General features: G+C 34.4%; 24 protein-coding genes. 13 read left to right on the top strand and 11 right to left on the bottom strand.

The window, feature by feature from the left end; all coding sequences use genetic code 11:
- Window positions 1–18: 18 nt before the first annotated feature.
- Window positions 19–1,290, bottom strand: coding sequence for a serine--tRNA ligase (gene serS / locus IPZ78_RS10655; protein WP_225553497.1), 1,272 nt, complete (start codon window positions 1,288–1,290; stop codon window positions 19–21).
- A 152-nt stretch (window positions 1,291–1,442) separates the two neighbouring features.
- Between serS and IPZ78_RS10660 the strand changes: the two genes are divergently transcribed.
- The 6 genes from IPZ78_RS10660 to IPZ78_RS10685 all read left to right on the top strand — a co-directional run bounded on the left by IPZ78_RS10660 (window position 1,443) and on the right by IPZ78_RS10685 (window position 7,399).
- Entirely contained in the window at window positions 1,443–1,982 is a 540-nt protein-coding gene (locus IPZ78_RS10660) for a hypothetical protein (RefSeq protein WP_225553499.1), read from the top strand.
- Window positions 1,936–2,652 (top strand): hypothetical protein, encoded by a 717-nt coding sequence (locus IPZ78_RS10665; RefSeq protein WP_225553501.1) that lies wholly within the window; start codon window positions 1,936–1,938, stop codon window positions 2,650–2,652. Before IPZ78_RS10660 ends, IPZ78_RS10665 begins: the two co-directional genes overlap by 47 nt.
- 489 nt (window positions 2,653–3,141) lie before the next feature.
- Window positions 3,142–3,807, top strand: a complete 666-nt coding sequence (gene rsmI / locus IPZ78_RS10670; protein WP_225553503.1) for a 16S rRNA (cytidine(1402)-2'-O)-methyltransferase — start codon at window positions 3,142–3,144, stop codon at window positions 3,805–3,807.
- A gap of 26 nt (window positions 3,808–3,833) precedes the next feature.
- Window positions 3,834–4,613 (top strand): PH domain-containing protein, encoded by a 780-nt coding sequence (locus tag IPZ78_RS10675; RefSeq protein WP_225553505.1) that lies wholly within the window; start codon window positions 3,834–3,836, stop codon window positions 4,611–4,613.
- A 6-nt stretch (window positions 4,614–4,619) separates the two neighbouring features.
- Window positions 4,620–6,230 carry an apolipoprotein N-acyltransferase gene (gene lnt / locus IPZ78_RS10680; protein ID WP_225553506.1) on the top strand — a complete coding sequence of 537 codons (1,611 nt, stop codon included), beginning with the start codon at window positions 4,620–4,622 and terminating at the stop codon, window positions 6,228–6,230.
- Window positions 6,231–6,265: 35 nt separating this feature from the next.
- The gene (locus IPZ78_RS10685) at window positions 6,266–7,399 is read left to right on the top strand and encodes a cysteine desulfurase family protein (protein ID WP_225553508.1); all 1,134 of its coding nucleotides are present in this window, start codon (window positions 6,266–6,268) and stop codon (window positions 7,397–7,399) included.
- A 53-nt stretch (window positions 7,400–7,452) separates the two neighbouring features.
- Here the strand turns inward: IPZ78_RS10685 and IPZ78_RS10690 are convergent, their stop codons facing one another.
- Both IPZ78_RS10690 and IPZ78_RS10695 read right to left on the bottom strand, forming a co-directional pair.
- Window positions 7,453–7,869 carry a copper resistance protein NlpE gene (locus IPZ78_RS10690; protein ID WP_225553509.1) on the bottom strand — a complete coding sequence of 139 codons (417 nt, stop codon included), beginning with the start codon at window positions 7,867–7,869 and terminating at the stop codon, window positions 7,453–7,455.
- 61 nt (window positions 7,870–7,930) lie between these two features.
- Window positions 7,931–8,263, bottom strand: coding sequence for a tetratricopeptide repeat protein (locus IPZ78_RS10695; protein ID WP_225553511.1), 333 nt, complete (start codon window positions 8,261–8,263; stop codon window positions 7,931–7,933).
- Between the two features lie 141 nt (window positions 8,264–8,404).
- Here IPZ78_RS10695 and IPZ78_RS10700 point away from each other — a divergent pair, with 141 nt between their 5' ends.
- From IPZ78_RS10700 to IPZ78_RS10715, 4 genes are all read left to right on the top strand, one after another.
- Window positions 8,405–9,145: an electron transfer flavoprotein subunit beta/FixA family protein gene (locus IPZ78_RS10700; RefSeq protein WP_225553513.1), complete on the top strand. Its 741-nt coding sequence runs from the start codon at window positions 8,405–8,407 to the stop codon at window positions 9,143–9,145.
- An 18-nt stretch (window positions 9,146–9,163) separates the two neighbouring features.
- Complete coding sequence (locus IPZ78_RS10705) at window positions 9,164–10,138, top strand: electron transfer flavoprotein subunit alpha/FixB family protein (protein ID WP_225553515.1); 975 nt, start codon at window positions 9,164–9,166, stop codon at window positions 10,136–10,138.
- A gap of 103 nt (window positions 10,139–10,241) precedes the next feature.
- Entirely contained in the window at window positions 10,242–10,871 is a 630-nt protein-coding gene (locus IPZ78_RS10710; protein WP_225553517.1) for a bifunctional nuclease family protein, read from the top strand.
- A gap of 9 nt (window positions 10,872–10,880) precedes the next feature.
- Window positions 10,881–12,257, top strand: coding sequence for a nucleoside permease (locus tag IPZ78_RS10715; RefSeq protein ID WP_225553519.1), 1,377 nt, complete (start codon window positions 10,881–10,883; stop codon window positions 12,255–12,257).
- 267 nt (window positions 12,258–12,524) lie between these two features.
- On the opposite strand, the gene IPZ78_RS10720 is transcribed toward IPZ78_RS10715, so the two are convergent.
- The 6 genes from IPZ78_RS10720 to IPZ78_RS10745 form a co-directional block, all read right to left on the bottom strand.
- Entirely contained in the window at window positions 12,525–13,007 is a 483-nt protein-coding gene (locus IPZ78_RS10720; RefSeq protein WP_225553521.1) for a hypothetical protein, read from the bottom strand.
- A 41-nt stretch (window positions 13,008–13,048) separates the two neighbouring features.
- Window positions 13,049–13,339 (bottom strand): DUF3289 family protein, encoded by a 291-nt coding sequence (locus IPZ78_RS10725; protein ID WP_225553545.1) that lies wholly within the window; start codon window positions 13,337–13,339, stop codon window positions 13,049–13,051.
- Between the two features lie 262 nt (window positions 13,340–13,601).
- The gene (locus tag IPZ78_RS10730; protein ID WP_225553523.1) at window positions 13,602–14,117 is read right to left on the bottom strand and encodes a hypothetical protein; all 516 of its coding nucleotides are present in this window, start codon (window positions 14,115–14,117) and stop codon (window positions 13,602–13,604) included.
- 9 nt (window positions 14,118–14,126) lie between these two features.
- Window positions 14,127–15,746 carry a T6SS effector amidase Tae4 family protein gene (locus tag IPZ78_RS10735; RefSeq protein WP_225553525.1) on the bottom strand — a complete coding sequence of 540 codons (1,620 nt, stop codon included), beginning with the start codon at window positions 15,744–15,746 and terminating at the stop codon, window positions 14,127–14,129.
- A gap of 105 nt (window positions 15,747–15,851) precedes the next feature.
- Window positions 15,852–16,352 carry a hypothetical protein gene (locus IPZ78_RS10740; protein WP_225553527.1) on the bottom strand — a complete coding sequence of 167 codons (501 nt, stop codon included), beginning with the start codon at window positions 16,350–16,352 and terminating at the stop codon, window positions 15,852–15,854.
- A 99-nt stretch (window positions 16,353–16,451) separates the two neighbouring features.
- Window positions 16,452–17,003: a C40 family peptidase gene (locus IPZ78_RS10745; protein ID WP_225553528.1), complete on the bottom strand. Its 552-nt coding sequence runs from the start codon at window positions 17,001–17,003 to the stop codon at window positions 16,452–16,454.
- A gap of 84 nt (window positions 17,004–17,087) precedes the next feature.
- Here IPZ78_RS10745 and IPZ78_RS10750 point away from each other — a divergent pair, with 84 nt between their 5' ends.
- Entirely contained in the window at window positions 17,088–17,984 is an 897-nt protein-coding gene (locus tag IPZ78_RS10750) for an EamA family transporter (protein ID WP_225553530.1), read from the top strand.
- A 35-nt stretch (window positions 17,985–18,019) separates the two neighbouring features.
- Here IPZ78_RS10750 and IPZ78_RS10755 read toward each other — a convergent pair whose 3' ends face one another.
- Complete coding sequence (locus IPZ78_RS10755) at window positions 18,020–19,891, bottom strand: YfbK domain-containing protein (protein ID WP_225553532.1); 1,872 nt, start codon at window positions 19,889–19,891, stop codon at window positions 18,020–18,022.
- A gap of 86 nt (window positions 19,892–19,977) precedes the next feature.
- On the opposite strand from IPZ78_RS10755, the gene IPZ78_RS10760 reads away from it, so the two are divergent.
- On the top strand, window positions 19,978–20,547 hold the full coding sequence (locus IPZ78_RS10760) for an RNA polymerase sigma factor (RefSeq protein ID WP_225553534.1): 570 nt from the start codon (window positions 19,978–19,980) through the stop codon (window positions 20,545–20,547).
- Window positions 20,540–21,742 (top strand): hypothetical protein, encoded by a 1,203-nt coding sequence (locus tag IPZ78_RS10765; protein WP_225553536.1) that lies wholly within the window; start codon window positions 20,540–20,542, stop codon window positions 21,740–21,742. The genes IPZ78_RS10760 and IPZ78_RS10765 overlap by 8 nt, the downstream gene beginning before the upstream one ends.
- Before the next feature lie 26 nt (window positions 21,743–21,768).
- Here IPZ78_RS10765 and IPZ78_RS10770 read toward each other — a convergent pair whose 3' ends face one another.
- Window positions 21,769–22,641 carry an energy transducer TonB gene (locus tag IPZ78_RS10770; RefSeq protein ID WP_225553538.1) on the bottom strand — a complete coding sequence of 291 codons (873 nt, stop codon included), beginning with the start codon at window positions 22,639–22,641 and terminating at the stop codon, window positions 21,769–21,771.
- Between the last annotated feature and the right edge of the window lie 292 nt (window positions 22,642–22,933).

A 22,933-nucleotide genomic window follows, 5' to 3' on the forward strand; every position in this document is an offset into this window, starting at 1 on the left:
CTATATCCAAATTTGAACTTAGTCTATATATTCAAATCCTGTATAAGGAACCAATACTGCCGGAATTTTAATTCCTTTATCAGTTTGATTATTTTCTAAAATTGAAGCTACAATTCTTGGTAATGCTAAAGCCGAACCATTTAATGTATGTGCCAATTGCATTTTTCCCTCTGCATTCTTGAAACGAACTTTTAAACGATTGGATTGATAAGTCTCGAAATTCGAAACCGAAGAAACTTCTAACCAACGCTCTTGCGCAGCAGAATACACTTCCATATCATACGTCAATGCTGATGTAAAACTCATATCACCGCCACAAAGACGCAATACTCGATAAGGCAATTCTAACTTTTGCAATAACCCTTGTACGTATTGACTCATTTCCTCTAGCACCTCATAAGATTTATCAGGATGCACTATTTGTACAGCCTCAACTTTGTCAAATTGATGCAAACGATTTAATCCACGAACGTGAGCCCCATACGAACCTGCTTCACGACGAAAACAAGGTGTATATCCTGTATGTTTTATTGGAAATTGCTCTTCCTTAACGATGGTATCACGGTAGATATTCGTAATTGGCACCTCTGCGGTAGGAATCAAATACAATTCATCATTCGTCACATGATACATCTGCCCTTCTTTGTCAGGCAATTGACCTGTCGCAAATGCAGAAGCTTCGTTCACCATGATAGGAACTTGAACCTCGCTATAACCAGCATCACCCGCTTGATCTAAGAAAAAGTTGATTAAAGCGCGTTGCAAACGAGCTCCTTTACCTTTATAAACAGGAAAACCAGCACCTGTTACTTTTACACCTAACTCTAAATCTACAATATCGTATTTTGTCAGCAACTCCCAATGTGGCAATTTATTTTCTGCTAAAGCAGGAACTTCTCCATGTGTCAATACCACCTCATTATCCTCAGCAGAAACGCCTATAGGAACTGAAATGTGTGGCAAATTAGGTAATTGCACAATCTTTTCGTTCAATGAAGATTCGACTTCCGCTAATTGCTCTGTATATTGCTTCAATTGCTCTTTATATCCAGATGATTTCGATTTAACCGCTTCCGCTTCTTCCTTTTTACCTTGACGCATCAAATCACCGATTTGTTTTGCGGAAGAATTTGCTTCTGCAGCGATAGCGTCAGACTCAGATTGAATCTTACGGCGTTGTTCATCTAAACTTATGATTTCATCAACCAAAGCCACATCTTTAAAATTCTTAACGGCTAATCTCTCGACAACCGCATCCCTATTTTCGCGGATATAATTTAACTGCAACATATTATTTTGAGTTTATGCGCACAAAGATAACAAGGTATTCTGAAATGAGATCATAAAAACGATAGCAAAACAAAAGTTTTATGAAAAATTAATTTGTTTAACCTAATATTAAAACTTATATTAATTTTGAAAAGCAATTTTAATCCAAATCAATGAATATTATTTCTTTACAACGTATAATTGTATTCCTATTGGCATTATTACAATTCTACAGCAATCAGATTTATGGACAAAATAAATTTGTAAATTTTAATTCAACACAAGAAAAGGAATATTTCAATCTAGCAGATAATAATAAAAATCTATTGAAGCTATCTCTTCTTGCTGACATAGATGAAATTACGGCTGATAAAAATATTTCACGTATTGATTCCTACATAAATCAATTGAATTGGGCAGATGCAGATCATGCAAAACCTTCTAAAAAGTTAAAAACATTATTTAAAAATATTCACAATACATTTCTTAGAATATATGATGAAAACGCGAATGTCTATGACATGTTTGAAAATGGTAAATACAACTGCGTAACGGCCTCGATTCTTTACAGCTACATATTCGAATATATCAATATACCCTATCAAATAAAAGAAGAACCTACGCATGTTTATGTCGTCGCTTACCCCAGTAAACATAATATAATGATTGAAAACTACTATTCCAACGGTAGGTGTTTTTGCTCCAAACACTAAGGCAAAAACAGAATATATAAAGGCGTTAGTTGCGAACAAATATTTGGAACAGTCTTATGTGGATCAAGTAGGCGTAGAAAAAGCATTCAATGAGTTCTTTTATGGGAAAACGAATATTACATTTAAAGAATTAGTTGGAATCACCTATTACAATAAAGCTGTAAATTATATAAATGACAACCAAAACCTTAAATCTTATTCCGAGATCTATAAAGCGAACTATTTATATCCTGCAAAGAAACATCAATTTCTTGAACACGAAATATTAAAGGAATGCTTAGACAATTTTGTATTTGATAATATTGATGAATGGGAAATATTAATAAAAGTATTAAACAATGGGGATACTGAGGCAATAAGAAGGTTTTTTATCTCAAAATTCAATGATAAAATTCATAAATTTTTATGGACATCACATCAAAAAGAAAATTTAGATTCAATCTACCGCTATACATCCCTTCATTTACATGATTCTATATTGAAAAAGGAAATAAATTACAATTATCACTACGAAGTCGCTAGATACTTTTTGACTGACAAAAAATACGATTTAGCTGAATATCACTTGCTAAATGTATCTAAAAATAATCCAAATTCATTACTGAAACAATCTATACTTAAAAATTTCATAGGGGGAAAATTGGCAATAATTACAATGAAACGAACTTAAATTATTTCAACGATTTCATAGACAAATTCCCATTTATAAAAGATGATAAAGAAATAATTTCATTATATATACATATTTGTAGTATTCTAGCTTACAACAATTTCAACAAGGAGAATCAAACCTCGGGTATTAAATACTTCAATTTAGTATTGAATAAATTGGAAAACAGTACAAATGTTCAAATTCACAATGAAAATCTTATTGAGGATTTGTTTTTAGGAGTGAGTGCTTTCTATTTTATGAAAAATAATAAGAGCAAAAGCAAAGAAATTTTACTTACTGGAATTAAACTCTTGCCACACATAAAAAAGTTCCATGAAACACTTAATTTAATAAAATAAAAGTGTAGCAATGTGAAAAATTCATCGTTCTATAAACAAGAATAAATTTTTCCATTACAACATCCTCTTAAAAGACTTAGACACCCCCGTTTAAGTCTTTTTTTATCACATCGTTTTGCAACTATCTTATATTACGTACCTTTGATGTATGCTATATTTAGTCCCTACGCCCATTGGCAATTTGGAAGATATGACTTTCCGTGCAATCAGAGTCTTGAAAGAATCCGATTTGATTCTGGCGGAAGACACACGTACAAGTGCCCCAATGTTAAAGCATTTTGGTATTGAGAAGAAAGTATTTGCACATCATCAGCACAATGAACATAAAGCTGTTTCTGAAATCATCAAATTTTTGAAAGAAGGTCAAACTATTTCTTTGATTTCTGACGCAGGCACACCTGCTATTTCAGACCCTGGTTTTCTTTTAGTTCGTGAGGCAATAAAAGAAGGTATCCAAGTACAATGTTTACCTGGAGCAACGGCCTTTGTACCTGCCTTGGTTAACTCCGGACTTCCAAATGATCGTTTCTGTTTTGAAGGTTTTCTTCCTGTCAAAAAAGGGAGACAAACACGCATGAAGCAATTGGTAGAAGAGAAAAGAACGATGATTTTTTATGAATCACCGCACCGTATTTTGAAAACAATTGAAGAATTCATAGAATACTTTGGAGAAGAAAGACAAGCTTCAATCTCGAGAGAATTAAGTAAATTGTATGAGGAAAATGTTCGTGGCACACTAGGAGAACTAAAATTACATTTCGAAAACAATCCGATTAAGGGAGAATTTGTATTTTGCGTAGCTGGTGCGGAATAAAAATATAATTCATTTATCACTTTATTATGAGCTTAGATAAATTTATACAAGATGGTCAAGAGCCAAAAGTAATAGAAAAAATTTACAGCAAAATTGAAACGATGCTTAATCGTGACGAAACAGTCACTTATATTGCATTGCAAAAAAAACCTGCTGTAACACTATTACCAGATAGTATCACAATTAGTAATAAGCGTATTTTCTTATGTGAATTTACGAAGCTAGGCTTATCAACTAATTTTGAAATTTTCGATTGGAAAGATATTAAAGATATTGCTTTCAAAGAAGAGATATTCGGTTCTAAAGTAACTGTAATTCCATTCACAGGAGAGAATCTTAGCATAGACTATATTCCAAAAACGCAAGCACGCCGTCTATACCAACTTATCAAAGAAGTTTTAGAAGAAATCAAATCTACTGATTCTAAAGAGGATAATCGACCTAATTTGCAAACAGCACAGACAGTGGTAAAGCCTATTGTTCCAATTCGAAATATTTATGAAGAATCGGAAAATGAGATTCAACAATCAAAAATTGAAGAATCACCAATCGTATCAGCGGTCCCTGAAATAGAAACACCTAAGTTTGAACCTATAGCAGAACCTGAGCATACTTATGTCGCACCGACTGTGATCAGAGAATATGAAGCTCCCGCCCCCACGTTTACCCCTGCCCCTACACCTATTGAGGAAGTAGAAGATGAGTTAACGATCAAGCTAAAAAAGCTAAAAAGTCTTTACGATAAACAGCTTATATCACAATCTGAATACGAGAATAAAAAAGCAGACATTTTATCACAGTTATAATATCACGTGAAACAAAATTATTTACTGGCACTGTTAAGTGCCTTTATACTTTGGTTAGGATGGCCCCCTATCCCATACAGCAGCTTACTTTTATTAGTAGGTTTTGTCCCCTTATTAATAGCCATCGAAAATATTATTCGAGGGAACTATATTAATAAAGGAAGTAAAATATTCTGGACCTCATTTTTAACAGGTTTAGTTTGGAACACTGCCTCTATTTACTGGGTTTTCAACGCTATGAATGCAATGTTACCAGCCTGGATATCATTACTAATTGCACTTATACCCTTTGGACTCGCTCCTTTGCTAATGGCTATAACCTTTCGACTGTACTACCAATTGCGTAAGAAACAATCCATATGGCTAAGTTTTTTGGGGCTTACCTCTTTCTGGATTTCTTACGAATACCTGCACCAAACTTGGGATTTAGCTTTTCCATGGATGACATTGGGTAATGGATTTGCAAATTTTCATCAAATTATACAATGGTATAGCGTGACTGGAGTATACGGCGGTACGCTTTGGATATGGGCTGTGAATATATTGGTATTTCTATTTTACTGGCAATACAAACATAATATTCACGCTTACTCGCAAAAAATAATTTTGTCATCAGCTATTGCAGTTATTACACTTCCCATAGTAATCTCAGTAATCCAGTATAATACATATGAAGAACCCGTAAATCCATCTGAGATTGTGGTGGTTCAACCAAATATAGATCCTTACCAAAAATTCGGATCCATATCTCCAGAAGAGCAACTTGAAAATCTTATTACACTCTCGAAATCTGTAGCAAAACCCAACACAGAGTTCTTTATTTGGCCAGAGACGGCAATATCCGCACGTGGAGGTATTAATGAGGAAGAATTTAGAAATTATCCAGCCTATCAAAGAATAGTTGATTTCTTAGGTCAATATCATAATGGAAATGTACTATCCGGCATTGAGAGCTATAGAATATATCAAGATAAACAAACGAATACAGCTAGAGAATTTGGCATGGGCTATATTGATAGCTTCAATGGTTCAACATTAATTGATGGTTCTACCAAATTGCAATATTATCATAAATCAAAATTAGTTCCAGGGGTAGAGCAATTACCTTTTGGCAATATATTAGCATTCATGACTCCATTATTTGAACATTTTGGAGGCGCAACTGGTGGCTATGGCAAAGATTCAGAACCTCGTGTGCTGTATTCACAGAGTGGAATTGGTGTTGCTCCAACGATTTGCTATGAATCTATTTGGGGTAATTATGTATCTGATTATGTAGAAAATGGTGCACAATTTATTGCGGTGGTAACAAATGACGGATGGTGGAAAAATACTTCTGGAAAAGACCAACATTTGGCGTACGCAAAATTAAGAGCAATAGAAAACAGGCGATGGGTGGCACGTTCTGCGAATACAGGGATTTCTGGATTTATCAATCAAAGAGGAGATATAGTTCAACATACAAATTGGTGGGTACCAGCTGCCTTAACACAAGAAATTAATTTGAATGACGAAACCACATTTTACACTAAAAATAAAGATTTAGTTGTATTTTTTGGGTTAATTGGTACGTTTTTATCGTTTCTTCTGTTAATTATTTCGAAATACAAAAAATAATTCAAAAACTTTTTACAATTACTTAATTTTGCCTCATGCAAATATATTTAGATAACGCAGCTACTACTCCCTTGGATTCTGAAGTCATTCAAGTGATGGTAGAAACCATGCAAAGTGATTTTGGTAACCCATCCTCTATTCATGCACACGGTCGACAAGCTAAAACAATAGTAGAAAAAGCAAGAAAAACAATTGCTCAATTATTGCACGCTTCTCCAGCAGAGATTTTTTTCACCTCTGGAGGTACAGAAGCAGATAACATGGCTATCGTTCGATCTATTGAAGCCTATGGTATCACACATGCTATTACAACTCCAATCGAACACCATGCTGTACTACACACTCTTGAGGAACTAGAAAAAAGTGGTAAGATTCAGTTAGACTTATTACGCGTAGATGCCCAAGGAAATGTAGATTTAACTCATTTAGAAGAATTACTTGCTCAAAATCCAAAGTCATTAGTTTCAATAATGCATGCAAACAATGAAATTGGAAATCTAGCAAACATCAATAAAGTTTCGGAGATCTGTCAACAATACCAAGCGATTTTTCACTCGGATACTGTCCAAACAATGGGACATTACCCTCATAATTTATCAGAATTAAAAATTGATTTCATCACGGGCGCAGCACACAAATTTCACGGTCCTAAAGGTGTGGGGTTTTTATACATCAATGCAAACAATAAAATAAAACCATTAATATTCGGCGGAGCCCAAGAACGCAATATGCGTGGGGGTACAGAGAATGTATATGGTATTGTGGGATTAGCAAAGGCTTTAGAAATAGCATACCGTGACATGGAAGAGCATCAATCTTACATTCAAGGCCTTAAAAGCTATATGATTGATGAGTTGAAAAAAGCTATTCCAACTGTAGAATTCAACGGAAATACAGAGCCCCAAAATTCTTTATATACAGTATTGAATGTTTCATTACCATGTACTAATATGAACGATATGCTATTATTCAATTTAGATATATCAGGAATATCAGCATCTGGAGGAAGTGCATGTAGCTCAGGATCAGAAATCGGTTCCCATGTACTGAAAGGCATTAACGCTAATCCCGATAGGCCATCCGTTAGGTTCTCTTTCAGTAAGAATAATACAAAAGAAGAAATCGATACAGTGGTTGCTAAACTTAAAGAAATTTGTGAACACGCATAAAAAACAAAGGGTTGATCAATGATCAACCCTTTGTTTTTTATATTATTTCAGAATCACTTGATACGTGATAATTGATATTTTTCTGCTATATCACCTTTAATTTCGTTTCCCGCCAAATCCAATTGGACTAAAAAATCAGGGGTTATTTCATATTGATAATCTACACCCTCAAGATTCAACGTATTTTTGGTAATTGACCAAGTTCCTTGTTTTACAAATTGATCATCAGATTTGCCTTCGTAGCTATACCTAAGTACATAAGAATTATCTTTGTAAAGCTCCAATAATGTGCTAATAGATTCACAATCCACACAAGGTAAATTTCCGGAATACATGCCAGCAACATTTGCCGATAATGTCTCCATATTCTGAACGCTGTCCTTTGCAGCAACAGTCTTTTGATTGTTAACACAGCTAAACACTGCACCAATCAATATAATAGAAGACAATATGGAAATTAACCAACGCATAATATTCTTTCCTATTCAAAAAGAATACCAAAAAATTAGTTTTATTTATTTTTCTTAAAATTTAACAATCATCGTCGTCATCAAACCCCATTAGTAAGTTAAGAGCACCTAATAACTCACTCTTAGCATGATGATTACGCTTCTCAACAGCTACTTGAATTCCTAATTTATACACATGTTCCGCTTGAGCTACATCACCTTGTTTTTCTAGGAACTTTCCATAATGATAATAACTCCCTACATAATCAGGAAAATTGTTAATCAAGTTCTCAAATCCAGCCTTTGTCTTAGTAATATCCTCTCCCTTCAGATACTCCATAGTCAACGCATAATGTAAAAAAGGATCCTGCGGACTTTCTTGCAAAAACTCTTCTAACTGTTTAATTCGATTCATATTACAAAAATAGTTTATTGTATAGCAAATGAGTACAAAATCAAAAATATTTTATTATGCTAGCATATGAATTTTAAAATATTTGTCTATATTTGATAAGTTAATTTGAAATTATAAGCTTTAATTAAAAACCATTACAACATGAAAATATTAGTCTGTATAAGTAATGTTCCAGATACCACATCAAAAATTACATTTACGAATAACGATTCGGAATTTAATGTAGCGGGTATACAATATATTATCAACCCATATGATGAAATTGCATTAGCAAAAGCTATAGAATTGACAGGTTCAGGAGCAAATGGCACAGTCACTGTCATTACAGTTGGTGATATCGCGACAGAGCCAACCATTCGTAAGGCATTGGCTATAGGAGCTGATACTGCTGTAAGAATAAATGCAGTTCCAGCTGATGCGTGGTTCGTAGCAAATCAAATTGCAGACTATGCAAAAAAGAATAGCTTTGATTTAATACTTACAGGTCGTGAATCAATAGATTACAACGGATCACAAGTTGCTGGTATGTTAGCAGAATTATTAGGTATTCCATCAGTATCGATTGCAAAAGGACTATCTATTGAAAATGGTCTAGCTAGTATCGACCGTGAAATAGAAGGTGGAAAAGAAGTCGTTACAGCATCATTACCCTTAGTAGTGGGCACAGCGGAAGGTGTTGCAGAACCAAAAATACCAAATATGCGAGGTATTATGGCTGCTCGTACCAAACCTTTAGAGGTAATAGAGCCAATTCATGTCAAACCATTGACTACGATTAACCATTATACTACCCCAGCAGCACGCGGTACTGTGAAATTAATAGATGAGAACAACATCAACGAGTTGGTAAATTTATTACATAGTGAAGCTAAAGTTATCTAACCTTTGAACAAAAAAAGTATGTCAGTTTTAATATATATTGAAAATACAGATGGGCAACTAAAAAAGTCGGCTTTTGAAGTTGCTACCTATGGAAAAGACATTGCCTCACAATTAGGCACAGAAGCAATTGCGATTTCTATTGGAGACATTGCAACAGAAGAACTATCGAAATTAGGAGCATATGGCATATCAAAAGTACTACATATCACCAATTCCGATTTAAGTACGTTTGTTAATCAAGCTTACGCCTCTATTATCACAGCTGCTGCAAAGCAAGAAAATGCTAGCGTAGTTGTTCTCTCCAATACATTTAGTGGAAAAGGCTTGGCTCCACGTATTGCGACTAAATTAGAAGCAGGCTTGGTTGTTGGCGCGACATCCGCTCCTACAGTATCAGGTGCATCGTTTGAAATTAAAAAATCAGCCTTCTCAAATAAAGCTATTGCCACTGTAGTGTTTGATTCACCACTAAAAGTAATAAGTATAAATCCAAATAGCTATCCTGCAAAAAATACGGGTGGTTCAGCATCGATTGAAAACTTTACCGCTCCAATAGGGTCTAATGATTTCAGCACTTTAGTAAAAGATATTATAAGAGCTACAGATAAAGTTTCCCTTCCAGAAGCAGAAATTGTTGTATCAGCAGGACGAGGGATGAAAGGCCCTGAAAACTGGACGATGATAGAAGAATTAGCAGAAGTACTGGGGGCAGCAACCGCTTGTTCAAAACCGGTATCTGATGCCGGATGGCGTCCACATTCTGAACACGTTGGTCAAACGGGGATCGTCGTAAGTCCAAATTTATATATCGCTATAGGGATTTCAGGTGCAATCCAACACTTAGCTGGAGTAAGCTCTTCCAAGACTATTGTTGTAATAAACAAAGACCCTGAGGCTCCATTTTTTAAAGTCGCCGACTACGGTATTGTAGGAGATGCATTCACTATTGTTCCAAAACTAATTGAAGCTTTAAAAGCTTATAAAGGCAACTAAACAAAAATCATATCTATAATTAAGGTAGTACGTACAAAAAATATACGTGCTACTTTTTTTTTGGCATTAATATTCACATCTTTGTAACATTGAAGGTGTTCGGATGAAGAAACTTAAGTTAGATATAGTTGGCTTATCGTATAGTCAAACACAATCAGGAGCATATGCCCTCGTCTTAGGCGAAATAAATGGAAACAGACGCCTTCCTATCATTATTGGTAGTTTTGAAGCACAAGCTATTGCTGTTGAGATAGAGAAGATGGCTCCTAGTCGTCCTCTTACGCATGATTTATTCAAATCTTTCGCGGATACTTTTGAAATCACCGTAGACGAAGTATTAATCTATAACTTGGTCGATGGAATTTTTTTCGCCAAATTGATTTGTAGCCAAGGTAGTCAAACACACGAAATTGACGCGCGCACTTCTGATGCAGTTGCATTGGCTGTTAGGTTTGAATGCCCTATTTATACGTATGACTTCATTATGTCCGCTGCAGGTATTGTTATTGAAAGCAATGATTTTGCTTTCTTAGAGAACATGAGTACAGTTAGTAATTCTGAAACGCAATCACCCATACCAACAAAACAAGAATTCCAAAAGCCAAAAGAGGTTTCTCCATACGCTTCTTTAACATTGGAACAATTGGAAAACACTCTTGAAAAAGCAATTGCCAATGAGCAATATGAAGTCGCAGCTAAAATTCGTGACGAAATAGAAAAAAGAAAATCATAATTTATTACTATGTCTATCAAGTTAAGACTCACCATCATGAACTTCTTACAGTTCTTTGTTTGGGGAGCATGGTTAATTACAATAGCAAACTATTGGTTCGGTAACAAAAATTGGGATGGAACTCAATTTGGAGCAATTTTCGCAACCATGGGTATCGCTTCACTCTTTATGCCTACGATAATAGGAATTATTGCAGACCGCTGGGTGAATGCTGAAAAATTATACTCATTGCTCCATTTTCTCTACGCCATATGTCTTATCTACTTAGCGCAAGTAGACGATCCCAACACATTCTTCACCGTAATATTAGCAGCTATGTGCTGCTATATGCCCACACTAGCACTTTCGAATTCGATAGCTTATAGCTCTCTTACATCCGCAAAATATGATTTAATTAAAGCATTCCCTCCCATTCGCGTATGGGGAACTGTAGGATTTATTGCTGCAATGTGGATTACAAATTTAACTGGAAATAAAGCTACAGAATTTCAGTTCTATATAGCTGCGGCAGGCTCAATAACATTGGCATTGTACTCGATATTCATGATACCTAAATGTCCTCCGCAACGTTTAATAAAGGAAAACTCAAAATGGACAGAACTATTAGGATTAGAAGCATTCAAATTGTTTGCTAACTACAAGATGGCGCTATTCTTCATTTTTTCTATGTTCTTAGGAGCTGCATTGCAGTTGACAAACGCTTATGGAGATGTGTTCTTAAGTGAATTTGCTTTCTATCCCAAATATGCAAACTCAATTGTGGTAGAAGGATCTACTATTATTATGTCTATATCACAGATCTCTGAAACCTTATTTATCTTAGCTATACCTTTCTTCTTAAAGAAATTTGGAATCCGTAATGTCATGTTATTTGCAATGGTAGCTTGGGTACTTCGTTTTGGTTTATTCGCCTATGGAGACCCGTCAGGTGGACTCTGGATGATTATTTTGTCATGTATAGTATACGGTTTAGCCTTTGATTTTTTTAATATATCAGGATCACTATTCGTTGAAAGTTCTACAGATTCAAAAATCAGATCGTCTGCTCAAGGTTTATTCATGATGATGACTAATGGATTTGGAGCGGTGTTTGGATCTATCTCATCAGGCTGGTTAATTGACAAATATTTCACCCAAGGCTTCAACAATATCAATGATTTAGCTAAAAGATTGGAAACTACTCCTGACAATTCTAAATTTTTAGAATTCATCAGTAGCAAAGGGATAACTATTGATAACGGGATATTTAATGAGGTACTTCACCTAAAAGACTGGCACCACATTTGGTTATCTTTTGCATTCTATACATTATTAATTGTAATAGCATTTGCGCTTCTATTCAAACACAAACATAATCCTAATGATTTAGAAAATGTAAATCATTAAAACAGAAAAAGAAATTGCATGATTTCACGGTAGCTAAAATCAAATGATTTTAGCGAACTGTCTTCCAAAAATTTATGCGAAGCATTTTGCGCCATGCTGACTTTCGTCTAATCTCCTCCAAAAATAAAAGAAAGCTGACTAAACGCAAAACCGTAAAGAAACCATTTAAAAAATCCAAAGTAAAAGCTATAACACTAAGAGCGAGGAGTATATATTCGCTCTTAGTGCTATAGCTTATATCTCTGTATCTCAGTTATACAAGTAAAATCAAGGCGATTCTTCTTTATAATCCAACAACTCAATGCTCCCATCATCTGGTGGGTAAATTACCTCGCCGTCTTCATACCTCCGTAAAAGGGCAAATTTCCCATCCCGCCATTTAAATATGTATCGTAAATCATTATCAAACGAATGTCTATCAAAATCTCTTGGATTTATTGCTAAATGCTCAAGATTAGTCTTCTCTGATTCCCTATAAAAACTGACACTGTAAGTAGAAACATTTTTGGAAGAATCACGCTCAAGCAACTGAAAAATAAACTCATTAATAGCCAATAAAGTATTCACATCGTCTTCATAGTTTCTGACAAAATAAATTCTCCCGACATATCCCTCGCTTCTAATCCATTGCTTATTCTCATAAAGTATAAATTCCGGCTGTTTTGTTCTTACACTGCTGCATGACAGCTGAGTAAAAATTAGTAGCAGCATCAATCCTAGTATTGTAAATCCCGGTTTATGATGTATCATGATTTTATTTGTATTCTTTTATTAATAAATATACGACTTTCCTATTTACGAACTTTGATCATGTATCCGACTTTAATTACTGTTTCAAATGGACGATAGCCTCGGGTATGCTGGAGTAGCCACCAAGTCCCAAATCCAACATGTTTCCCTTGATAGGTAATTGCATCATTTAAATCCAATCCAAAGTGATCATATACTGTGGCTTCAACTGACACCAACCAACTGTTCCGAATAGCATCATCTTCGAATCCTAAAAGACGTATCTCTGTATACTCGGTATCATTAATCAGAATCTGTAAGCCGTGAAATCTGTCATGAATAGTATTAAATATTGGAAGCTATTCCTTCATCTCGACAGGATTATTAATTACACTTTGGATATTGCCTTGTGAAGCTCTTAATTCTTTTGAACCTCGGAACCAAACAATTTCAAAAAACTCCTGAACTGGACTTGTCAAATATTAGGGATTCTGAATTCATTTTTGGTTGTGGTAAATCATGAGTAAAAACCAAACATAGAGAAAGTAAACTATAAAAACAGAGGTTGATCATCTAGCAATCGTGAGGTTCAGAATAATGGCTTCTTACTTCATTTCAGTTTATTGAATCAACATCTATTTTTTTTAAATAATTATTAGAATCTCTTTCAGACATATATCTTAATTTCCCTTTATAATAATCTTTTACCCATCGCAAACTAATCCATTCTTTATTTCCTTTATAAGGATTCACAGGAGGGTTATCATCATAAATTTTAAACATTTTAATGGTGGAATCTGTACCTGAAATTTCTTGATATCCATTTATATCATATTCTTTAATAATAATCTCTTTCTTTTTTTCATCAATGATATGCTCTGCATAGGTGAAGATTGTATCGCTATCAGACTCAAAATCACACCTCTTACCCAATAAAGGAAAGGAATAAACATCACTCTTTTCTTTTAAATCATAAACATTCACAAAAGTATATGCCATGCAAAATCCTTCCAAGTTACGGTCTCTAATCGTATCAATTCGGTATTCTCGTCCACCTAAGGTTATCCTATTCTCATTCCTGCAAGAAAAAGTAATTATTAACAATGCTAGAATTATAACTAAATTTTTCATACTATTATATTATTTTAATTCCCAAAAATAAAGCGAGTCTACAGAATTTAAATATCCTCCTGTATGAAATCTTTGTCCATCGAAATAATCGCAATGCCCTGTTGCTCCAAAACCAGATCCCTTTCTAGGTACCATAATATAAATTCCCTTTTTCCTTTGTCGTATTACAGCAGCATAAAAATATTCGTACACTCGAAAAGCGTTAGACCCTTCGATTTCTATAGGTTTGTCCTGTGGAAATGCTTTTAACATATAACCGAGAGCACTTGAAGCATTTAAAATATAATTTTTACCATCATCTCCCTTTTCTGTCTTTTGTTTGGCAGGTGGGAGAGGCCAAATAGGAATCGAAATCCCAGAATAGTTTAAAGCCCTTGATAAACGTAATGAACAGCTAAATTTATATTGTATTGGATAATTTTTATGATTATCTTTAAGACTTCCTCCAATCAAATCATAAACACTCTCAATACCTCCCATTGGATATTGACTAACAAATTGAGCTAAAGACGGAAGTCTATAAGTGGTGATCTGAGCATTTTGATAATTTGCCATATTGAAAACTTCCCCATCATCAAACTCATCCATAGGTGACATAAACCAATTATCAAAAATATCTTCTGTTATAAACCCTTCATAAAAATGGTCAATTGAAAATAATATTATACTACTTGCTTCAGACTTTTCTATCTTTGTACTATTAATAAAATCCTGAAACTTTAACATCATTCTTTCATTAGCTGTATTACATATCCAATTTTCTTGTGCTGAGGTTAGAGATCCGTATCTAGATAGCTGACTTTTTAAATTAGTGGCTTCTAGGGAACAACCGATATTTTCCTCCTCCTTACTTCCCCACTCCCTATATACTTCACCCATGATGCTTTTGATCCGATATTCAATACTATTCTTCCAGCTATCACAATTTTGATTATTATATTTTGCTATAAGATACTCATTAGAAAAATTTACTAAAGTTCCCATCTCAAAATCAGTTTGAATTCTCTGGAAAACCTGCTGCTTAAATTCTTCTCTTTCATGAAATTGAATATCTAGGTAATTACCCCTAACAAACAATTCATGAAAGTGATACGAATAACTCCATCCACACACATTGACATCGACCTCATCTATCCATTTCTCTTCTTCCTCAACACGTAGAAGGTCTTCGAATTCTTCTATGTCTTTTCTACGCTCTGCATATTCCATTATAAATTGACCACAGGGTCCTCCTTCAGGAGGACTTACACGGCCAGAAAACTTATCCATGAGCTTATTTTCCTCGATTCTAAACATCAACCAGTCAGTAGCACAATCATTTCCTTCCCTTGTAAATGCATAAATTTTTTGCTCATCTTCTACAAAATAAAATTTATAACCAGGGAAAAAATCACTTCGCAAGTTCGAATACATCTGGCACCCATCATGTCCAGCTAAATGTATACTCTGATTCCTAAAATCGATGTAATCATAAAATCTAGAATTAATGTCCAAAGAGAAATAACAACCTTTACTTTTTTCATTCGCACCGACACTTGCGAATTTCTGCTTCTTTGCAAGGTCTTTAGCTTCAATTTTTAGTTCCTCATCCCTACTACAAGAAAATAAAAACAAAAGAGATAGCAGCACATAGATGCTTTTAACAAAAAAAAAAATTCATACTCACAGTTAAATATTAGGTTAAATATATTGTGAATATAGAAAAATATAATTTTAAAAGAAATAAAAATTCCCTTACCTAGCCTGAGCTTCAGCGATCATCGTAATCACCGCATCAACAGTTGATTTAGCAGCATCTTTCATTTTTTGTACTCCATCATAATCTGCATCCAATACTACCTCTTTTGATTTTTCTTTATAAGTGTATTTCAAAATATAACGAGGTACATTTTTTCCCTCTTGTGCAGTAGCTCTCTTGGTTGTCATGTCATCATCTACATTCCAAAAACCTAATTCCATAGCCTTGCGATGTAAATAAAGTAAATCATCCTTTCTAAATTTTACCGTATCTGTCATTAAGCGATTATCCTTTGTTAAATACTGATAAATTGATGTTTTTGAATTATAAGCATTTACCATTTCGTCAGGAGTTCCAAATGTAATTTCGATAGAATCGAAATCAGCAAAACGATAAGGTGCGTTTTTAACCATTGAAGAATAATACACCCAACAATAGATAATAAAAGGTACAATAATACAAATAGCTAAAAAAATTCTTTTTGATTTACTAGTCATGATGTTATATAATATGCGGACAAAAATACATATTTTGCATGCATCTCAAACCTTTAATTCTGCTATCTACACACAATTGACATTCACATTACTTCGTTTTCAAATTTCTGGAGCTCCACAGCGTGTCAAATATTTATAATACCAAGGGTCTTTCAGGTTTGAAATAATGACCCCTTGTTTTGTCGAAACGTGGACAAACTTATTATTATGCAAATAAATCCCAACATGATCAATTGCTTTACCGCCGAATGAAAAGAAAACTAAATCTCCCTCTTTTAATTGGTCTTCATACTTTCTTTTGACAACATTAGCCATATCACGCGAAGAGCGAGGTAATTTTCTATGGTACACTTCTTCAAAAGTTATCCCAACAAACCCCGAACAATCTATTCCATTTTTAGCTAATCCACCTAGTCTATGCGGACTTCCCATCCAATTGTCTATAAATTCATATAATGATTCATTCAATTCTTTAGGATCTGAATCAAGTAATGTAGCATAATATTGTTTGATATTGGACTTATTTCCTCTATTAGAATTTTCAAATGTTGGCTTCGCCCCACCGGAACCTGCTGTTTTCTTTTTCGCTCCACATGAATTCAGAAATAGCAATGTACACAGTGGAAATATAAGATAAACTAATCGTTTCATAATTTTCGTGTATTCATCAAATCTACACTAAGGAGTCATAATAACTAATTCTTTTTATCCACAATAGTTAGCTATTTTTGCAAAATGAAACGATTTCAGGGTGCTATAGCTGTATTAATAGGAGCTGCGAGTTTTGGTGTATTATCTACCTTTGTAAAAAAAGCTTACAAAGCTGGATTTTCACTCGGAGAAGTAACTGGTGTACAAGCCTTACTAGGAATGATGATTTTGTGGATAATTTTCTTGCTTATGAAAGCTTCAAAGGTCAATTTTTCAAACTTTTCACGCAAAACACCTTTTTGGAAAATTATAGTTGCTGGTTTTTCAACAGGACTTGTAAGTATTCTATATTACAAATGTGTACAATTAGTACCCGCATCGATTGCCATAGTTTTGCTCATGCAATTTATATGGATTGGGGCATTAATAAATTATATACTTTTCAAACAAATACCAACACAAAAACAATCAATTGGTATTATACTAATTTTGATTGCAACAATTTTTGCGACAGGAGCATTGGAATCCTCAATTAAAGAGATTTCCATCACTGGAATACTATATGGATTACTCGCCGCTTTAGCGTACGCTATCTTCATTATTGTAAATGGAAAAATCGGCAATGATTATCCTCCAGTTCAAAAAAGTGCGCTGATGGTCACTGGTGCTTGTATTATCATATTCCTTTTATTACAACCTGTTTCATTATTTGATATGGGCGATAATACTCAAATTTATCAATTTGGGATGCTATTAGCTGTATTTGGAACTGTATTACCTCCATTTCTATTCGCTTTTGGAATGCCCAAAATAGACTTAGCCCTTGGTAGTATATTAAGTGCCGTGGAGCTACCCGTAGCTGTGGCAATGTCCTATTTTGTATTACATGAAAATGTCTCCATATTACAATGGTTAGGCGTTGGCGCAATTTTAGCAATTGTGGTTTGGATAAATTATAAAAATAAGTCAGAATTTAAATAATTGAAAAGGCGAGTTAAAACTCGCCTTTTCAATTACTATTTTCTCACCAAATCATTACTTTTCATCAATGCTTTTGCATTTTCAGCTATTTTGACGAATTCGGCACGATATCCTTCATCGTCTTTACCCTTACTCTGCTTAGCGCGATTAATCAATGCATCAAAGTTTGCTTGTTGTTTGAAAGATGAATTACGTAATAACATGCCCAACTCAGCTACGGCTGAAGCAAATTGAAAATCTTCGCTCATTGATCCCAGATCTCTATTTTGCACTATTTGTTCTTGCAATTTAGATTTGTCTTCGTTAGGGTCCTTATATCTGAATTTGACAGTAGCTAATTCTGTAGAAGAGTTTGAAATGTTTTTGGACTTATTCTCCTGATATTTCAACGGATCAACATTCTCAATCTCCTCACTCTTTACCCCAACAGGAATAATATCATATATAGCTGTAACTACGTGACCAACTCCCATATCGCCGCCCACTTTTTTATCATTATTAAAATCTTCAGCTTCCATCAATCTATTTTCATACCCTACCAAACGATAATATTGCACATATTTTGGGTTGAATTCTACTTGAATCTTCACATCCTTAGCTACTGTAAACATCGTTCCGCCAAATTCTGAAATCATCGCTTTACGTGCTTCCGAAATATCATTGATATACGCATAATTGCCACGACCTTTATTCGCTAACAACTCCAACTTGCTATCTTTATAATTTCCCATTCCAAATCCTAAAACAGAAATATTAATTCCAGATTCACGCTCTCTTTCGATCAATTTCTCCATATCAGAATCACTCGATGCGCCAACATTAAAGTCACCGTCTGTTGCCATCACGATTCTATTATTACCTTTTGAAAGAAAATTTTGTCGAGCCAGATTATAAGCCATTTTTAGTCCGTCACCACCGGCAGTCGAACCTCCTGCCTCTAAGCCGTCTATAATTTCTTTGATTTTCATCTTTTGGTCACCAGCTGTACTTTCCAAACGTACTTGCGCATTACCGGCATAGGTTACAATAGCAACTTTATCCTTATCACGAAGTTGATCTACTAATAATTTCAATGAAGATTTCACCAAAGGCAATTTGTTCGCATCATACATCGATCCCGATACATCAATTAAAAATACAAAATTGGAAGCAGGAAGATTATCCTTCGGAATATCTTTAGCTTTCAGCGAAATACGCAATAGCTGATGTTTTGATTTCCAAGGCGATATAGCTAATTCTGTTTTAATCGCTACAGGATCAGCACCTTTTGGTGCAGGCATATCATATTGAAAATAATTAATCATCTCTTCAACACGAACCGCATCCACAGGAGGTAAGTTACCAGAATTTAAAAATCGCTTGACATTATTATAGGACGCCACATCCACATCTGCAGCGAAAGTGGATAATGCTTCTTTCAAAGGACTAATAAATTTATTCTCCTCAAACCCTTTATAAGATTCCGTATTAACAATGTTTTGTCCTCGCAAATAGGTCGCAGCGTTGGAATAGTTTGCCGTAGATGCCACACCACGTATTCGTACAGTAGGTGATCCTAAAACCACTTGCTTTTTTTGCGGCGCGTAGGCTGTTACAGTCACTTCTTCTATTAAATTATTAGTTGATTGTTCTAAGAAGACTTTGATATCCTTAACATTCTTAAGAACTATCCTTTCTGTATTATATCCCAAATAATTAAAAACTAAAGTATCACCTAAAAATGATGTTATCTTGAACATTCCATTTTGATCTGTCAACACCTGTTGATTTTTACTTGATTGCACCGACACACCTGCAATTACCCCTTTAGTCGCTTTGTCAGACACAGCACCTTTTATCTCAATCAAATTTTGCCCGTTTGCTACTATAGCAAAAAGAACGAAACATAGTATTAAAAGCCTTTTCATATTAAATCATTATTTAATTTTCCTAACGGATGCAGAAAAAATGAAATTTCCATAATCAAGAAAAAAAAATTATTTTCATCCCGATTATGAAACTAAATGGCTCATCCCCTTCCAAAGAATCTGATGAATCGTTGTTGACAAAGCACTTGTCCACGGATGATTTAGCGGTTTTGGGTGAGTTGTATGCGCGACATAGCGAAATGGTGTATTATGTTTGCTTACGTTATTTCAAAGATGAAGAGAAAAGTAAAGATGCTGTCATGCAGCTTTTCGAACAACTCATAGTCAAAATAAAAAAACAAGAAATAAAAGATTTCCCAAAGTGGCTATATGTCGTAGCTAAGAACTTTTGTTTGATGGAATTGCGATCTGCTAAGAATAATTTTGAAATTTCCACTAATGAATTTGTGGAATTTATGCCCAACTTGCATCCACAAGATAGTTATATCGAAAAAGAGGAACGATTATCGCAACTTGAAAGTTGTATAGAGAAGCTTCCAGAGAAACAACGAATGAGCATTGATTTATTTTTTATCAATCAGAAATGCTACAAGGAAGTCGTCGAAATAACAGGATTTAGTATGAATGATGTAAAGAGCTACATCCAAAATGGGAAAAGAAATTTAAAAAATTGTATGGAAAAATCGGATGAGTAAATTTTCTTCAAATATCAATTACCTGCGTCAATATGTAAATGGCGAACTTTCTCCTACAGAAATGTACGAGATCGAGCGAGCTATGCATAATGATGAAATGTTAATGGATATCATTGAAGGCTTACAAACAGAAAAAGAATTAAAAAGTGAAATACCACGAATAGATTTAATAGCTAAAATAAAATCACGTACATCAACAGAAAGCCCAACTAAAGTTTTCAATATTAAAAAAATGTATGCTGCTGCATCTATTATTGTGGTATTTACATTAGGGGCACTTTATTTTCAATACGATAATCAACAAAAAGAAATTGTTGCAAATGATCCGATAGCAACTTCTTCCCCATCTCATGAACCGAATACTGCAAACGCATTATCACCCGATTCTACATTAAGTGATACTACAAAAGAGGAAATTATTAATAAGGAAAAACTTATTGCTCAAAATAATATTAGTACGGCTAAAACTACTTCTGCTGAACCAAAAATTCAGAAAAAAATAATCGCGTATGAAGCCAAGCCAAAGATGCAAGTTGTCATCGAGGGACCAAAATACCTAAATAGAGATAAAGTTGAAGTCATAGAAATAGCTGCAAGAGGAACAATAAAGCCTACTCAAACAGAATTGCTAAGTGGAAGAATTGGAACAACAGCACAACCACATGTAAACTCTAATCCTTCTATTGCAAAGACACAAGCCGATTTGCAAAGATTAGACCTCGATCCACAAACAAAAGCAAATTTAACTGCTGTTTTATCCCGACAAACACAAGAAAACAAAACTGAACTAAAAGAAAAACACGCTGAAACTAGCTCCATTGGAGACGTATTGATAAGTGGCAATGCATTAGCTACTAAAAGTAATTCCGATTCGAAGATTATATTATCAAATGAATCACTTGGAGTTATAGGCACAAAGACTATTCAGAACGGAAATCCAACTACTGGATGGACAAAATTCAATTTATATATAAAGGAACAATTAGGTAAGAAAGGTCTAACTACCTATTTTGCGACCATATCATTCGATTTGGATGCTTCAATGAAGCCGACACATATCGAAATTAAATCTTCTTCGGATAAGAAAATATTTAAGTATATAAGTGAGATACTTAAGAATGGACCTACATGGGAGAATAAAGACCCAAATCATCCTATCTTTATTAGGATTAATTCGGAAGAAGAAATGAAGTAATTCTCCTTCCGAATACCTCTAAATAATTATTGTTGCGGACTCAAGCGTATCGGCAAAGTGAATGCGACACGAACAGGTTGTCCATTTTGTATTCCGGCATTCCATTTTTTCGCTTTTTTCAATAAATGAACAGCTTCAACCCCTGTTCCAAACCCCATATCTCTTAATACTTCAAATGAACTTAAGCTTCCATCTTTTTCAACGATAAACTTAACCTGAATTAGTCCTTTTACACCATTATCCAACGCGGATTGTGGAAATGTATAATTGTCAGCAATCCATTTAACAAATGTAGACATACCTCCTATCGGCTCTGGCATGATTTCTACAGAAGTGAAAGGCACCTCTCCATTTGGATTTCCGCCAGTTAAATCACCTGTATTATGTCCTATAGAGCCACCATCTTGTCTATGAGTTCCAAATGTACCTCTCGTAATCAACTCACCTCCTTTTTGCCCCTTGGCATTAAATGAAGCCAATAATTTGGTCTTATCCAATACGTCCTTCTCATCTGCAATATCTTCTGTTACGCTAGTACTTGTCGTTGGATTAATTTCAGTAAATTTTACAAGATCTAGCGCAGACACATCTTTAGCTACTTGTTGAACCTTCATATCTTCTGTCTTTGCTTCGATAATCGTCTCTAGAGGGATAAGTTCTGGTTCAATATTGACTGAGTTTGAAAAGGTTTCCTGCATTACCTTGTCGGAATTTCCATCTTTGGAAATAAAAGAATAGCCACTTAAACCGCCTGCAACAGTAATCACAATCAATAAAGCAATATTTGTTGCTTTTCCAGACATTTGTCTTAATTGATAAGCGCCGTATTCTTTATTACGATTTGCGAATACTATATCCGTCCAATCTTTAGAGTAAATTAAGGATTTGAATAACATCATAATTGTAGAATTTAAAATTTAAATACTTTTGCTTTTCATTATGATGTTTCGGAACTATTTTTTCCATAAAAAAAGCTCCAATAAAATTAGAGGGCACTGAAAAAGTCTCAACTTTTAATGAGACTTAAAGAAATGACTGAGTATATGATTTACCTTACTCAGTCCTTTTTGTTTAAAGGATTTCTGGAAGTTTGCTTTTTAATGGCCTTGTTAAAGATTTAACCTACTTGGACTTGCTATTTGGTTTTCTAGCATCCCAATTCGATTGTTTTTGAGGCAATACCCCTCCTTT

Origin of the sequence: Sphingobacterium bovistauri, assembly GCF_020295405.1 — a bacterium.
Lineage (GTDB): Bacteria > Bacteroidota > Bacteroidia > Sphingobacteriales > Sphingobacteriaceae > Sphingobacterium > Sphingobacterium bovistauri.